12 protein-coding genes are annotated in these 14,631 nt (G+C 60.0%); 7 read left to right on the top strand and 5 right to left on the bottom strand.

The features are described 5' to 3' along the window. The first annotated feature begins 64 nt into the window (after positions 1–64). The 3 genes from HDF16_RS00890 (at position 65) to alaC (ending at position 2,521) form a co-directional block, all read left to right on the top strand. Positions 65–742 (top strand): TlpA disulfide reductase family protein, encoded by a 678-nt coding sequence (locus HDF16_RS00890; protein WP_348641199.1) that lies wholly within the window; start codon positions 65–67, stop codon positions 740–742. Further along, positions 739–1,224: a protein-disulfide reductase DsbD N-terminal domain-containing protein gene (locus HDF16_RS00885; protein ID WP_184213242.1), complete on the top strand. Its 486-nt coding sequence runs from the start codon at positions 739–741 to the stop codon at positions 1,222–1,224. The genes HDF16_RS00890 and HDF16_RS00885 overlap by 4 nt, the downstream gene beginning before the upstream one ends. A gap of 115 nt (positions 1,225–1,339) precedes the next feature. After that, positions 1,340–2,521 carry an alanine transaminase gene (gene alaC, locus HDF16_RS00880; RefSeq protein WP_184213241.1) on the top strand — a complete coding sequence of 394 codons (1,182 nt, stop codon included), beginning with the start codon at positions 1,340–1,342 and terminating at the stop codon, positions 2,519–2,521. Between the two features lie 163 nt (positions 2,522–2,684). On the opposite strand, the gene HDF16_RS00875 is transcribed toward alaC, so the two are convergent. Further along, a complete protein-coding gene (locus HDF16_RS00875) occupies positions 2,685–4,241 on the bottom strand; it encodes a GGDEF domain-containing protein (RefSeq protein ID WP_184213240.1) in 1,557 nt (518 codons plus the stop codon). Positions 4,242–4,615: 374 nt separating this feature from the next. On the opposite strand from HDF16_RS00875, the gene adh reads away from it, so the two are divergent. The 3 genes from adh to HDF16_RS00860 are packed head-to-tail and all read left to right on the top strand — an operon-like array spanning position 4,616 to position 7,482. Further along, on the top strand, positions 4,616–6,151 hold the full coding sequence (gene adh / locus HDF16_RS00870) for an aldehyde dehydrogenase (protein ID WP_184213239.1): 1,536 nt from the start codon (positions 4,616–4,618) through the stop codon (positions 6,149–6,151). Positions 6,152–6,170: 19 nt separating this feature from the next. After that, positions 6,171–6,557: a DUF779 domain-containing protein gene (locus HDF16_RS00865; RefSeq protein WP_348641198.1), complete on the top strand. Its 387-nt coding sequence runs from the start codon at positions 6,171–6,173 to the stop codon at positions 6,555–6,557. A gap of 31 nt (positions 6,558–6,588) precedes the next feature. Beyond that, positions 6,589–7,482: a DUF1684 domain-containing protein gene (locus tag HDF16_RS00860; protein ID WP_184213237.1), complete on the top strand. Its 894-nt coding sequence runs from the start codon at positions 6,589–6,591 to the stop codon at positions 7,480–7,482. A 3-nt stretch (positions 7,483–7,485) separates the two neighbouring features. On the opposite strand, the gene gltX is transcribed toward HDF16_RS00860, so the two are convergent. From gltX to HDF16_RS00840, 4 genes are all read right to left on the bottom strand, one after another. Then, the gene (gene gltX, locus HDF16_RS00855) at positions 7,486–9,009 is read right to left on the bottom strand and encodes a glutamate--tRNA ligase (RefSeq protein WP_184213236.1); all 1,524 of its coding nucleotides are present in this window, start codon (positions 9,007–9,009) and stop codon (positions 7,486–7,488) included. A gap of 34 nt (positions 9,010–9,043) precedes the next feature. Beyond that, the gene (locus HDF16_RS00850) at positions 9,044–10,141 is read right to left on the bottom strand and encodes a glycoside hydrolase family 130 protein (RefSeq protein ID WP_184213235.1); all 1,098 of its coding nucleotides are present in this window, start codon (positions 10,139–10,141) and stop codon (positions 9,044–9,046) included. A 281-nt stretch (positions 10,142–10,422) separates the two neighbouring features. Further along, a complete protein-coding gene (locus HDF16_RS00845; RefSeq protein WP_184213233.1) occupies positions 10,423–11,619 on the bottom strand; it encodes a glycosyltransferase family 61 protein in 1,197 nt (398 codons plus the stop codon). Positions 11,620–11,793: 174 nt separating this feature from the next. Further along, a complete protein-coding gene (locus HDF16_RS00840; protein WP_184214094.1) occupies positions 11,794–13,125 on the bottom strand; it encodes a sugar porter family MFS transporter in 1,332 nt (443 codons plus the stop codon). A gap of 379 nt (positions 13,126–13,504) precedes the next feature. On the opposite strand from HDF16_RS00840, the gene HDF16_RS00835 reads away from it, so the two are divergent. Further along, complete coding sequence (locus HDF16_RS00835) at positions 13,505–14,623, top strand: substrate-binding domain-containing protein (RefSeq protein ID WP_184213231.1); 1,119 nt, start codon at positions 13,505–13,507, stop codon at positions 14,621–14,623. Positions 14,624–14,631 lie beyond the last annotated feature (8 nt).

Genomic DNA, 14,631 nt, shown 5'->3' with positions numbered 1-14,631 from the left:
TTCTATCCAACGCAGTAGACTTGAAGTTGGCGGTGCGCGGGTGCGCCTGCCGGAGGATGCTGGCGTGAAGAAGAGTGCGTTTTTTGTAGCGATGATGGTCTTTGGTATCAGCCTGATGATCTGGGCGGGTGTGTACAGCCTGCGGGCTCGGAAGCTTAAGGCCCAGCAGGCGCAGGCGAACCACATCGTGTTGACGAAAGATGGCGCCGCGAATCTGGGCGATGGCGCAGGTTCGTCAGGTGAGACGACGGCCCAGGATATTCCGCTGAAAGGCAAGCCCGCCCCGGCGTTTACGCTAGTAAATCTTGAGGGCAAGAAAGTCTCGCTGGCCGACTACAAGGGCCGTCCTGTGGTCGTGAACTTCTGGGCTACGTGGTGCGCTCCGTGCAAGCTGGAGATGCCGTGGTTCGAGGAGTTCCGGCAGAAGTACCAGGCGCAGGGATTTGAGATTCTCGGCATCGCAGAGGACGACGCGGGCAAGGACGAGATCGCGAAGACGGCGAAGAAGGTTGCCGTGACTTATCCGATCCTACTGACGGACGGCAAGGTAGCTCCCGCCTATGGCGGCGTGGATATGCTGCCGACCTCGTTCTACATCGATCGGAAGGGACTTGTGACTACGGAGACGATTGGGCTGGCTTCGAAGGACGAGGTTGAGGCGAATATCAAGAAACTGCTGGGGCCGGATGGCGCTTCGACGGCATCTCTTAGCTCTGCGCTTCCTGTAGGTCCGGGGCGATGAAACTGTTCGCGCTGGCTGCCTTTCTTGCGGCTTCCGCTGTCCCGATGGGACGGGCGCAAGATGTGGCGTTTGAGAACGCGTCAAAGCCTAAGACCTATCTCGTCTACGCCGCCGAGCCGCAGACGATTGCGGCGGGTAAGAGGGCAGTGGTGGAACTGCACTTCAAGGTGCAGGACGGCTTCCATGTGAACAGCCATACTCCGAAGTCGGAGCTGCTGATTCCTACGAACCTCAAACTCGATGCGGCTGATGGTGTGAAGGCTGCGGCGCTGGAGTATCCGGCGGGTGTGCCGTACAGCTTCAGCTTCGAGCCGAACGAGAAGCTGGATGTTTATCAGGGCGCGTTCATTGTGAAGCTGCCGGTGATGGCAACGCGAGGTGAGCATGTGCTGACCGGAACGCTGCGGTACCAGGCTTGCGACCATGCGGCTTGCTATCCGCCGAAGACGCTGCCGGTGCAGGTGATGTTTACCGCCAAGTAGGCGCGGTGTTGGCAAGATGGATTCGGAGCGGGAAGAGTTTTGTTCGCGCCCTGTTTTATGCAGGATTTCCCTCGCCGCGCGGTGATTGAATGGAGTAGGGACAGGTCCAGACAAGATGGAAGAGTTTAGAAGGCTGACGCGGCTGCCCGCGTATGTATTCAACATTACGAGCGAGCTGAAGGCTGCGGCGCGCAAGCGCGGCGAAGACATCATCGACTTCGGGATGGGCAATCCCGATGGAGCGACGCCGAAGCATATCGTCGACAAGCTAATTGAAGCGGCGCAGAAGACGGCGACGCATCGGTACTCGCTGTCGCGAGGTATACCGCGTCTGCGCAAGGCGATTTGTAACTGGTACAAGCACAGATACGATGTCGATCTGAATCCTGAGAACGAGGCGATCGTCACGATTGGGTCGAAGGAAGGCATCGCCCATCTTTGCCTGGCGATGCTGGATGACGACGACACCGTTGCGGTGCCGAACCCGAGCTATCCGATCCACATCTTCGGGCCGGTGATTGCAGGATCGAAGGTGCAGAGCATCGCGCTCGATGGTACGGATGAAGAGGCGCTTTGGCAGAAGCTGGAGTACGAACTGCCACGCATGGAGCCGCGTCCTAAGCTGCTGATCCTGAACTTCCCGGCGAACCCGACGACGCAATGTGTCGAACTGAGCTTCTTTGAAAAGCTGGTGCCGCTGTGCAAAGAACTAGGCATCTACATCGTGCATGATCTTGCGTACGCGGACATTGTGTTCGACGGCTATCGTGCGCCGAGCGTGCTTGAGGTTCCCGGTGCGAAAGAGATTGCCGCGGAGTTCTTCACGCTCTCGAAGAGCTACAACATGCCTGGGTGGCGCGTGGGCTTCATGGTCGGCTGCCCGAAGCTGGTAGGTGCGCTGGGGCGGATCAAGAGCTACTTCGACTACGGGACCTTTACGCCGATCCAGGTGGCTTCGATTGCCGCGCTTGAAGGACCACAGGAGTGCGTCGCCGATATCGTCGAGACCTACAAGTGCCGGCGGGATGTGCTGGTTCCAGGGCTGAACAAGCTGGGATGGGCGGTCGATCTGCCGAAGGCGACGATGTTTGCCTGGGCAAAGATCCCTGAGCAGTACAGATCGCTCGGATCGGTGGAGTTCTCGAAGAAGCTGCTGCTCGATGCAAAGGTCGCGGTGAGCCCGGGTGTGGGCTTCGGTGAGCACGGCGACGGGCACGTGCGATTCTCGTTGATTGAAAACGAGGAGCGGACGCGGCAGGCGCTGCGCGGCATCAAGGCGATGTTCAAGGCGGGCTAGGCGAACTTGTGCCTCGGTGTTCTGTCGGATTTGTGGCGGAAAGGTCCGAGCGGCGGTGGCTACATGGACTTAGTCGGGGTCCTTCGACTTCGGTTGGCGCAAGAGCGCGCCAACCTCCGCTCAGGATGACGGATATCTCTTGAATGGCAGGAGATTCAGGACACTAGGCGGGGCGCCGCATTGGTTCGACGAGCTTTGGAGTTGCGGTGCAGACGCGGTTTCGTCCGCCTTCCTTGGCGAGATAGAGTGCGCGGTCTGCGGAGGCGATCAGCTCGGCCGGCGACATTCCCTTGGCTGGCACGATCGAGGCGCAGCCGATGGAGACGGTGACACAGCCGGTCGGATTTCCCTCGTGAGGGACGCAGGTTTCGGATACCGACCCGCGCATCTGCTCCGCGAGTTCCTCGGCGATGCCGGCTGGGGCTCCGGGCAGGATGGCGGCGAACTCTTCGCCTCCGTACCGGGCGACGAGGTCGTGCTGGCGTAGCGGCTTCGCGCTGAGGGCTGCGGCGATTCCGCGCAGACAGTCGTCGCCGGCGACGTGGCCGTAGTGGTCGTTGAAGGACTTGAAGTGGTCGACGTCGATCATGAGGAGCGAGATGGGGGTAGCGTCGCGGATGGCGCGCTTCCATTCGGTGTCCAGGATCTCGTCGAAGCGGCGACGGTTGGCCACGCCGGTGAGTTGATCGATGGTGGCGAGGTTCTTCATCTCTTCGAGCGCCTGTTGTAGCTTCTCGGCGAAGTTGCGGCGTTCAACGAGGATGACGGTTAGAGGGAAGACGAAGAGTACGGCGAGTGTGGAGTAGGTCTGAAGGATGAATTCCTTCTGGTCGGTCCAGCCTTCAGCCTGCAAGTGGAAGGGACCGAGGCCGCGGACGCTGAAATATGCGGCGACCAGCGAGAGCATATTGGCCCCAATGACGGCTCCACTGAAGCCCAGCCGCAGAGCGACAAAGAGGAGCACGGGGTAGGGAACGAAGGCGAGAGGATAGCGCGCCTGATTGAAGGTGAAGAAGGAAACGGTAAAGAGTCCGGCGAGAAGCACGAGGGTCTGCGGCAGTGCCTTTGGACGGAAGAGGTCATAGGTCTCGCGGCTGACGAACGTGACGATGAGGGGCGTCCAGAGTGCAGTGCCGACGGCGTCCGGTAGCGCCCACTTCATCATGATGGACCAGAAGCTTCCCTGGGCTGGGGAGAAGTACCACGCGGCGGGCATGCTGGAGAGAGCCGGGCCGAGGACGATCGCAAACGCGGCGAAGCGGATGGCGAGGTGTGGCTCGATTATCCATTGCCGAAGCGAGCGGAAGCGCGGCAGAAGGAATGCGGAGAAGAGGACCTGGGCGAGGTTGCACGGGGTGGCGAGCGCCATCTCCGGGATTGAGTCGTGCGCGGCGATTTCGTTTAGGAACGAGGCCATCGTGAAGCCGCCGATGATCCACGGCCAGCGCTTTTTTTCCGTGATGAGGAGAAGAGCCAGGCCGATGGCGTTGTGGGGCCAGTAGATGGACCAGCCGTCGTTTGAGGGGAGGATGCTCTCAAAGAACCAATTGCCAAGGCTGAAGCCAACCACTGTGAGGATGAGTATGCCGAGGCCCGAGAGGGTGGGCCGATCCATCATCCATAAGTTGAGCCGCGAGAAGGCCGCAGACGCGACGATGCTTGTCTCCGGAGAGGAGATGTTGCTTGTGTCCGGCGGATCGACGTCATATTGGTGCTTCATGCGTTGCCTGGTGAGTCTCTACCGTCTCACTCCCAAACTTCTTTTATGTCAAGAGAATGAGTTGAAAATTTCCCCGGCCCGAGGATACCTGACCTTCGCCTTCGGGTGTAGCCAATAATCGGGCCGATTCTTCAGGTAATGCAGTGACTTGCGCAATATCTCACGCTTTGGAAAGCAAAGGAATAACACGCAAGCGGTGCCGAAGCTGACCGGGAGGGGTACGAGCAGGACGATACGACTGGATTTTCCTGGGTGCGGAGGTTTAGGATGCCGCGTGCTTCAATTCCGTCGGCGACAGATTCCCTGGCTGGCGGGTCCTTCAGACGCTTCGCGATAGAAGCGAATAACGCAAGAGATAGAAAAGGAAGGTAGCTATGTCGACCGCGACACTGACGCAACTGCAGCCCGGCAAGTATGGATTCCCCGTGGAGTTCAAGAAGCGTTACAGCAACTACATTGGAGGCGAATGGGTCGCGCCGATCTCTGGTGAGTACTTCGATAATGTGTCTCCCGTAACGGGCGAGGTCTTCTGCGAGGTGGCGAGATCGAACGCTGCGGACATCGACCGCGCACTGGACGCGGCACATGCGGCGAAGAAGGCCTGGGGCAAGACGCCGGTTGCACAGCGGGCGCGGATTCTGGAGCAGATTGCACAGAGAATCGACGACAACCTAGAACTGCTGGCGACGGCGGAGACGTGGGACAACGGCAAACCGATTCGGGAGACGATAAACGCGGACATTCCGCTGTGCTCGGACCACTTCCGCTACTTCGCCGGCTGCATTCGGGCGCAGGAGGGCGGCATCTCGGAGATCGATCAGGATACCGTCGCGTATCACTATCACGAGCCGCTGGGCGTTGTTGCCCAGATCATTCCGTGGAACTTTCCGCTGCTGATGGCGTGTTGGAAGCTGGCTCCGGCGCTGGCCGCTGGCAATGCGATTGTGCTGAAGCCGGCGGAGCAGACGCCGGTGTCGATCCTGATCTTGATGGAGCTGATCGGCGACTTGCTGCCGAAGGGCGTGCTCAACATCGTGAACGGCTTCGGCGTGGAGGCGGGCAAGCCGCTGGCTTCGAGTCCGCGCGTGAACAAGGTCGCGTTTACCGGCGAGACGACGACCGGGCGGCTGATTATGCAGTATGCCTCGCAGACGATTATTCCGGTCACGCTGGAGTTGGGTGGGAAGTCGCCAAACATCTTCTTTGCCGACGTGATGGCGGAGGACGATGCTTACTTCGACAAGGCGCTGGAGGGTTTCACGCTCTTTGCGTTCAACCAGGGCGAGGTTTGTACGTGTCCGTCTCGGGCGCTGATTCATGAGTCGATCTACGACCGGTTTATGGAGCGTGCGTTGGCCCGGGTGAAGGCGATACGGATGGGCAATCCGCTAGACGCTTCAACGATGATGGGGGCTCAGGCATCGCAAGAGCAGACGGAGAAGATCCTGTCGTACATCGACATCGGGCTGCAGGAGGGCGCGCAACTTCTGACTGGCGGACATCGTAAGCAGCTTGAGGGCGGTCTGGAGAACGGCTTCTATATCGAGCCGACGATCTTCAAGGGCCATAACAAGATGAGGATCTTCCAGGAGGAGATCTTCGGGCCGGTGCTCTCGGTGACAACGTTCAAGGACGATGAAGAGGCTCTGGCGATTGCGAACGATACGCTCTACGGTTTGGGCGCGGGAGTTTGGACTCGTGACATGACGCGGGCGTACCGATTTGGGCGGGGGATTGAAGCAGGCAGGGTCTGGACGAACTGCTATCACGCCTATCCGGCCCATGCGGCGTTCGGAGGGTATAAGCAGTCGGGAATTGGGCGGGAAAATCACAAGATGATGCTCGACCACTACCAGCAGACGAAGAACCAATTGGTGAGCTACAGTCCGAATGCGTTGGGGTTCTTCTAGATTGCAGGAGTTGAGAACAGTGACGGAGACCGAGGTTGTACCGGAGCAGGTGGTTGCGACTGATGCCGCTTTTGGCTTGATAGCCAAGCTCGAGGCGAAGCACGGGCCACTGATGTTCCACCAGTCGGGGGGCTGCTGCGATGGCAGCTCCCCGATGTGCTATCCGAGGGGAGAGTTCCTGATCGGCGGGCAGGATGTGCTGATGGCGAAGCTGGCGGGGACGCCGTTCTACATGCACCAGAGCCAGTTCGAGTACTGGAAGCACACGCAGATCATTCTGGATGTGGTGAAGGGGCGAGGTGGGATGTTCTCGCTGGAAGGGCCGGAGGGCGTGCGGTTTCTGACGCGGTCGCGGGTGTTCAGTGCTGGTGAGATCGAGGCGCTGAGGGAAGCCGGACGAATTTAGATCCGGTCATTCCAGGTTTATTCTGGAAGGCATGAGAGACGTTCGGCGAATCGCCCAGATCCTGACACTAAGCACTACAGTAGTTCTATTTGCCGGCGCAGTACGGGGGCAGGCTCCAGACTATGCTCAGGAGCGTGCCCAGCGCGCGCAGGGGCTGACCAGACCGTATGGTTGGTTCTCGCTGATTGCGCTGGATTGGTTGAAGCCGGGAACCAGCACGGTTGGTTCGGCGAAGGACAACTCCATTGTTTTGCCCGGTGCGCCGGCTCATCTTTTCACACTGGAGCAGAAGGACGGCAAGGTGATGCTGCTCAAGGCGGATCCGTCGTTGACCGATCAGGGCAAGCCGGTCGGTTCGGGGGCTATCTTCGGGGATGGCGAAGACGATGCCGCTGCGCTGACATCCGGCACGTTGAAGATGTGGGCGATTGATCGCGGCGGCAAACGGTATCTGCGGGTGAAGGATTCGGGAGCCCCTGCGCTGAAACACTTTCACGGACTAAGCTGGTACGCGCCCGAGCGGCAGTATCGCGTGGAAGCGCGATGGGTTCCATATACCACACCGCATACGCTGCGGGTGTTGAACAAGCTGGGGCAGATAACGCCGGTGAAGGTGCCGGGTTATGTCGAGTTTGAACTGGATGGAGCGAAGCTCAGGCTTACGCCGATGGACGCGGACAAGGACGGCCTGTTCTTCGTCTTCCGCGATGTGACGGCGAAGACTACGACAGACGGAGGCGGGCGGTTCCTCTCAACGGGCGCGCCGTCGGCTGGGCTGGATAAGCCGGGTACGCTCGTTATCGACTTTAACGAGGCGGTGAATCCGCCGTGCGCTTACTCTCCCTACGCGACCTGCCCGCTGGCTTCGCCGGAGAATCGGTTGACCGTGGCAGTGAAGGCGGGAGAGAAGCGCTACGAGGATTGATCGCTAGCGTTTGCCGGTGGCGAGCTTCTTCTGGGTATCAAGGAAGCGCCTCATGCGGTCGAGGGTGCGGGGCTTGCCGAAGACGATGAGGCTTTCAAGCAGTGGCGGCGACATGGTGCTGCCGGTGATGATGGCGCGGAGGAGCATGAAGTTCTCTTTGACGCTCCACGTGTGAGATTCGCCAAGGGCTTTGAGGGCGGGTTCGAGGGCTTCTACGCTCCAGGCAGTGGCTTCAAGGGCGGTGAGCTGCTCGGCTGCGAAGGCCAGTGTCTCTTCGAGCGTGCGCTTCTTGGGCAGGAAGACGGCTTCGGTGGGAAGGACGTCTTCGGCGAAGAAGAAGTGGGTGAGGTCGCCGAACTGGCCGAGGGTTTCGATGCGGGCCTGGATCAGGACAGCGATCTGCTTCAAGTAGTCGTCCGAGAGGATGGTCGCGCGGAGGCGGGAGTAGAAGTCTTCGGGCGTGATACGGCGGAGGTACTCGCCGTTGAGCCACTTGAGCTTGGTGAGGTCGAAGACCGGGCCGCCGAGGCGGATCTTGTCGACCCGGAAGCGGGCGAGCATGTCTTCAAGGGAGAAGATGTCGGCTTCGCTGGCTTTGCCTGAGGGGACGGCGGCGACGGCGGCGGTTTCGGGGTTGACGGAGTCGGACATGCCGCCGCCCATGAGGCCGAGGAAGTTAATGACGGCTTCGGGAAGGAAGCCGGCCTGGCGATAGAAGACCAGCGAGACGGGATTCTTGCGCTTGGAGATCTTGGATTTGTCCAGATTGCGGAGCAGTGGCATGTGCCAGAAGCGTGGCGCGGGCCAGCCAAAGGCCTGGTAGAGCAGGACGTGTTTGGGCGTGGAGGAGATCCACTCTTCGGCGCGGATGACGTCGGTGATGAGCATGAGGTGGTCGTCGACGACGTTGGCTAGGTGGTAGGTGGGGAAGCCGTCGGACTTCATCAGAACCTGATCGTCGACGTTGGTGTGTTCGAAGGTGATGTCGCCGCGTAGTTCATCATGGAAGGTTGTGGAACCTTCGAGTGGGACTTTCATGCGCGCTACGTATTCTTTTGATTCGGCAAGGTTTGTGTTGACAGTTTCAGGCGATAAGTTGCGGCAGGTTCCGGCGTAGCGGGGCGGTAGCTTGGCGGCCATCTGCTGCTTGCGGGAGGTTTCGAGTTCGTCCGGCGTGCAGAAGCAGCGGTAGGCGGTGCCGTTGGCGAGGAGGATTTCGGCGTGGTCGCGGTAGATCTGGGTGCGCTCGGACTGGCGGTAGGGGCCATAGGGGCCGCCGACGTCAGGGCCTTCGTCCCAGGTGAGGCCGACCCACTTGAGGGCGTCGAAGATCATCTGTTCGGAGGTGGCGACGAAGCGGGCGCGGTCGGTGTCCTCGATGCGGAGGATGAACTGGCCGCCGCGCTGGCGAGCGTAGATGAAGTTGATCAGGCCGATGTAGGCGGTGCCTACGTGGGGGTCGCCGGTGGGCGAGGGAGCGATGCGGACGCGGATGGGGGCGGCGGGAGTTTCGATTACTTCAGGCATTTTCAGGATTGGTCTCGACCTCCGATTATAAAGGTCATGGCGCGGCCGGCGACTGGACGACACCTACGGCGGAGTCGGCGCAACCGTAGTAGAGGAACCAGCGGTTGTGGAAGTGGACCAGGCCCTCGGCGAAGGTGGTTCCGGCGGCGTATTGGCCTGTCTTCTCGAAGGGCTCTTCGGGTTTCAAGGATGGGGTATCGTCGCGGGCGATGAGCTTTGATGGGTCGTCGGCGGCGAAGAGGGCCTGGCCTGCGGCGTAGGCGTTCGCGCCGAGAGTGGGATCGCCGTGGTCAGGGTCATTCTTGCCGTTGTAGAGCATGACGATGCCTGCCGCAGTGAGGATGGGCGGGGGACCAGTCTCGGGAAAGCCGCTGTCGAAGTGGCCGGGGCGGCGGGTGAGGACTTCGATGGGGTTGCCAGAGGTGTCTTCTACGGGTGTCCATTGGATTAGGTCGGGGGAGGTGGCGAGGTGGATTGCTCCTTCACCCCAGTACATCCAGAATTTGCCTTGGATGCGGGCGGCGATCAGGTGACCGCCTATGAGCTGGGTGACAATGCCGCCAGACTTGTACTGCAGGTGGTCGTATTTACCGCTTTCACTACCGTTAAATGCAGGGCCAAACTTCGTCCAATGGATTAAGTCTTTGGATGTGGCGATACCGATGCTGTAGGTGACGCGGTTCCACTGGGTGTAGGTGATGACGTAGGTGTGATCTGGCGATTCGACGATGCGTGGGTCTTCAACCCCGCCGGGCCACTCACGGGATTGCTGGGCGTCGTGAGCGGGGTAGAAGACAGGGTTGGGGCGGCGGGTGAAGTGGATGCCGTCGGTGCTGGAGGCGAGGCCGAGGCGGGAAGTGTGGAGACCAATCTTCATCTCGCCGGTGTTGTCCTCCGCACGATAGAGGACGAAGATTCTGCCGTCGCGGACGATGGCGGCGGGATTGAAGGTGTGGAGAGCTTCCCAGTGGACGTCCTCGTGGCGGATGGGGTCGTGGAATGTGGAGGATTTATCGGGAGAGATGACCGGGGCGGACAGGGGGCGGGTAAAAGGCCCTAGTTGCCAAAGCGGTGATTGGGATGAAGCGGATGTGGTGAGGATTAGAGCGAAGGCGAGGACGGGGAGTTTCATGGTCTGCAAGTATGCAGGATGAAAGGGGAGTTCGTCTGCGGGGGAGGAGCGAGAAGCAGGTCCTCCGCCTTCGGCGAAGGATGACAAGGATTGATTGGTGGATGACGGGGAGCGGTGGTGGCCGCCCCACTCATCGCGATGCTGCTGCGATGAATGGGGCACAGATTGGGAGTGCGAAGGGCGTATAAAGCGAAATGCGCGGTCTCTACACTGCGCCGTGCGATGAGTCTGCACGGATCCGGTCGAGATGACGCTTCTTTCTCAACCTCGATCGGTCAGTGCTAAGCGACCGGGGAAAGTCTCATCTCGTTGGTGAGAACGCGGCGGAGGGCGGCGAGGTCGACGGTGAAGTCATCGTGTTCGGTGACGTTCGCGTTGGTGCAGAAGTGCTGGTGACCTGCTCCGAGGGCGAGGGTGTAGAAGTAGCCGGCGGGCCGCGCTTCCGGGTAAAGGACGCAGACCTTGAGATTCTCGCCGTAGATGATTGCGCCCAGGCCGGCTCCGTGCGGGGAGACGATGGCTTCGGCGTTGCGCAGCAAGGCGACCTGCTCGGCGAATGTGTAGTCTTCCATGAATATCTTCGCGAAGCCGAAGCGGGCAAGCAGAGCGGCGGTCTCATCCTCGTTGATCAAGCGGCGGTGCTTGGCGCGGCCTCTGGAGATAAAGTAGCGGCCGGTTGCGAGGTCGAGTTTAGGTGTTCCCAGGCTGAGATGGGTGCGGCGGCGGATGAAGTCGAAGTAATCCGGCGGGAAGCATGCGCTGGCGCGAGCGGAGATGTAGGAGGGGAGAACGAAAGTCTCGAGTTCGAACCACTCGTTGGGATCTACGTATTCGAGGGTGAAGTTTTCCGGGAGGATGGCTTCGAGGGAGCTGCGGTGTACCGGACCGATCTCCGATGACATGAGCAGGGTGAGCGGGCGGCCCTGCATGTGAACTTCAAGGGAGCGAAGCTGGGGAAGGCTGTCGACCGTCCAGTGCCAGTTGTTGTAGTGCCACGGGTGCTGGACTGAGGAGAATATCCCGGAGCGGCTTGTGATTCTGCGAGGACGAAAGGTTCTGCGGAAGGTGTAGTAGCGCTTATAGTCCAGGACCGATTCAACGACATTGTGCCAGCGAGCATCGAAGACGAGGCCGTTTTTGGGGGAGAACTTGGCTGAATTTATCTCACAAGTGAAGATGGCCGCGCGCGAGAGGCGACCTTCGACGATGTCCTGGCAAGAGCGGAGGAAGGGATCGCAGGTATAGTGGCGACCGACGGTGTTGAGATCGATGGTCTCCGCCGGGTGGAGGAGCTTGAAGTTGGATACGAGGTCGGGGCGCTCTTCCGCACTGAAGGGCTGGTTGAGCAGAAGGCGCGAGAGGCCCAGGGCGGTGCAGGTGCCGATGATAGCTCGATAGCCTTTGTATGCGAGGCGATTGCTCAGACCGCCGAGGCCGTGAAAGTGTCCGCTAAGGGAGGTCCTAAGGGATCTTGACATCGAGGTGGCAGCCACTGACATTCCTTGCGCGGGTATTGCGAGGCGTGCAGACCTGGCCCACGGTTCTCATCCAGTGTACAAAGTGGCGGAGTGATCGGTATGGCACAAAATGGGTAGAGGAATCCAAGTCCCACATCCCCGTGGCGGATGTGGGACCTGGATTCGATCGAAGGATTAGTGGATGCCGAATTGGGTCTGGATCTGTTCGAGGGATCGCCCCTTGGTTTCGGGATAGATGAAGAGGACGACGAAGAACTGAAGGAGCATCATCACCGCGAAGAAGGCGAAGGGCGTTCCCTGAGAGAACTTGTCGACAACGACGGGGAAGTAGAGGGTGATGACGGCAGCGCTGATCCAGTGGGCTGAGGAGCCGATGCTTTGGCCCTTCGAACGGACGCGATTGGGGAAGACCTCCGAGATGTAGACCCAGATGACCGATCCCTGCGAGATAGCGAAGAAGATGATGAAGACGACCAGGAGCCAGACGAGCAGGTCCTGGTGAGTGTGGGTGTAGAAGATGGCGGAGACGCCGGTGAGGGCGATGGCGGTGCCGACCGATCCTATGAGAAGCAGGGTCTTGCGTCCGAGTTTGTCGATGAGAGTCATGCCGAGGATTGTGGCCAAAAGGTTGACGAGGCCTACGGCGACGGCTTGCAGCGCGGAAGAGCTATTGCTGAAGCCAGCGGCTTTAAAGATCGGGTTGAGGTAGTAGAGGATGGCGTTGATTCCGGCGAGCTGGTTGAAGAGGCCAATCGAGGCGGCGAGGAAGATGGGGAGGTTGTACTTGCCGTTGAAGATGGGTTCCTGCTTCTGATGAAGCTCGGCGTGGACGGAGTCGATGATCTCCTGGAGCTCGGCGGCGGAGTTGGGCGAGCCCATCATCTCGAGAACCTGCTGAGCTTCGAGGTTCTGGTTCGTGGTGACGAGCCAACGCGAGCTGCGGGGGATTCCGTAGAGCATGATGAGGAAGAGCGCGGAGGGCAGGATGGCGACGCCGAACTCCCAGCGCCACTCGTTCGCGCCCAGATGGAAGAGGGTAATGATGAAGTTCGAGAGGTAGGCGAGCAGGATGCCGATGACGATGTTGATCTGGAAGAGGCCGACCATACGTCCGCGCCACTTGGCGGGGGCGAGCTCCGCGATATAGACGGGGCCGAGGACGGAGGATCCGCCGATGCCGAGACCACCGATGAAGCGGGCGACCATCAAAGAGTCCCAGTTCCAGGCGAAGGCGCAGCCGACGGCGGAGATGGTGTAGAGGATCGCCATGATGCGGAGGGCTTCGCGGCCGCCGATCTTCTGCCCAAGGACGCCTGAGCACATGGCTCCGATGACCGTGCCGACGAGGCCAATGAAGACGGTGAGTCCCAAGGTGGACGGGGTCAGGTTGAAGACTTCGGTGAGTTGCTGTTCGGCGCCGGCGATGACAGCGGTGTCAAATCCGAAGAGCAGGCCGCCAAGTGCGCCGACGATGGTGGCTTTCATGAGGTAACGATTCAAAAGGATCTCCGAGGGATGACAGCAGTTTTCAGGTCAAGAAAGTTATACGCCAGTGTGAGTGGTCCCGTCGCCAGAGCTGAGTCTGTGAACAGGTTCGGAGAGAACCAGGTCCGCAGGGTGAGCCGCTGATCTGCGCGGCAGGCGAAGTGGGCAGAGCAGCTTAACGCCAGGAGTCTAACGATACCTATAACCAGAAGATGGGATGTGCATTCTTGACGGCTTCCCCTTAGTGTCAGAGGACTGTGCTTTTTTGCAGGCATGAGGTGTGCGAAAGCCATGCCTGCGCTGCGGAGTCTCCATCCGCCCAATGGCCGTCAATGGATAATAAGGACGGCGCAACCTGGGACGTTAGACGAGCTGCATAAACGAAAGACGAGGACGTGACGTGACGCTAGATGATCCGCTTACGAACCCACCAGGTGTACCCAAATACAAGCAGATCTATCACTTGCTGCGACAGTCAATCGAGGACGGGACTTACTCTGCGGGGACGCGGCTCCCGAGCGAAAATGAGCTGGTAAAGCGGCTTTCGGCGAGCCGGCCGACGATTGGACGGGCGTTCGCGCAACTGGAGTCCGAGGGATTGATCCAGCGGCGGGCTGGTTCCGGGACGTTTGTCTCGAGTCAAGGGGCGATGCCAAATCCGAGCTTCGGGCTGTTGATCCCGGATCTTGGGGTGACTGAGATCTTCGAGCCGATCTGCCAGGGAATCTCGCAGGGGCAAAATGGCGATCATCACGATTTGATCTGGGGACCGCTGTTTGACCGTGATGCGTTGAAGGAGATTCAGGCCGAGCGTCTCTGTGAGCACTACCTCGCGCGGAGACCCGCTGGTGTTTTCTTTGCGCCGCTGGAGTTGACGGAGGGCAAGGACGAGACGAATCTTCGAATCGCTAAGCGCTTTGAGGATGCAGGGATCCCGTTAGTCCTGCTCGACCGCGACATCGTCGAGTATCCGAAGAGGAGCCGCTATGACGTTGTCGGGATCGACAATCACAGGGCGGGAGTGGTGATGACGGAGCACCTGCTGGATGCGGGGGCTCAACGGATCGTCTTCTTTGCGCGACCGTACTCGGCGCCGACGGTCAACATTCGAGTTATCGGCTACCGAAGCGCGATGGAAGCTCGAGGACTAGAAAAGTCAGTTCAGATGGTTTGCTTCGCTGATCCAACGGATGCGGACGTGGTCGAGGACATGCTGAAGCTGCATCGTCCGGACGCGATTCTGTGCGCGAACGATGTTACGGCTGTTCAATTGTTGACGACGCTGATGCGGTTGGGTGTGCGCATCCCGGGAGACGTGCGAGTGACAGGGATGGACGATCTGAAGTATGCGAGCCTGTTGCAGGTGCCGCTGACGAGCATACGTCAGCCGGGTCTCGCGATTGGAGCAACCGCCATGATGGCCATGCGCGATCGGGTTGCGAACCCGGAGTTGCCGGCCAGGAACTTCCATGTCGACTTCGAACTGATGGTGAGAGATTCGTCGAAACGGGAGTTGTGATCAGGTTC

The organism is Granulicella aggregans, from assembly GCF_014203275.1.
Taxonomy (GTDB): Bacteria; Acidobacteriota; Terriglobia; order Terriglobales; family Acidobacteriaceae; genus Edaphobacter.
Note: the sequence above shows the minus strand (reverse complement) of the source record. Positions and strands in the feature narration are given on the sequence as shown.

Excerpts from the sequence above, each read along its gene's own strand:
- HDF16_RS00885 (WP_184213242.1), top strand. The coding sequence starts at position 739 with ATGAAACTGTTCGCGCTGGCTGCCTTTCTTGCGGCTTCCGCTGTCCCG.
- alaC (WP_184213241.1), top strand. The coding sequence starts at position 1,340 with ATGGAAGAGTTTAGAAGGCTGACGCGGCTGCCCGCGTATGTATTCAAC.
- HDF16_RS00875 (WP_184213240.1), bottom strand. The coding sequence starts at position 4,241 with ATGAAGCACCAATATGACGTCGATCCGCCGGACACAAGCAACATCTCC.
- adh (WP_184213239.1), top strand. The coding sequence starts at position 4,616 with ATGTCGACCGCGACACTGACGCAACTGCAGCCCGGCAAGTATGGATTC.
- HDF16_RS00860 (WP_184213237.1), top strand. The coding sequence starts at position 6,589 with ATGAGAGACGTTCGGCGAATCGCCCAGATCCTGACACTAAGCACTACA.
- gltX (WP_184213236.1), bottom strand. The coding sequence starts at position 9,009 with ATGCCTGAAGTAATCGAAACTCCCGCCGCCCCCATCCGCGTCCGCATC.
- HDF16_RS00850 (WP_184213235.1), bottom strand. The coding sequence starts at position 10,141 with ATGAAACTCCCCGTCCTCGCCTTCGCTCTAATCCTCACCACATCCGCT.
- HDF16_RS00845 (WP_184213233.1), bottom strand. The coding sequence starts at position 11,619 with ATGTCAAGATCCCTTAGGACCTCCCTTAGCGGACACTTTCACGGCCTC.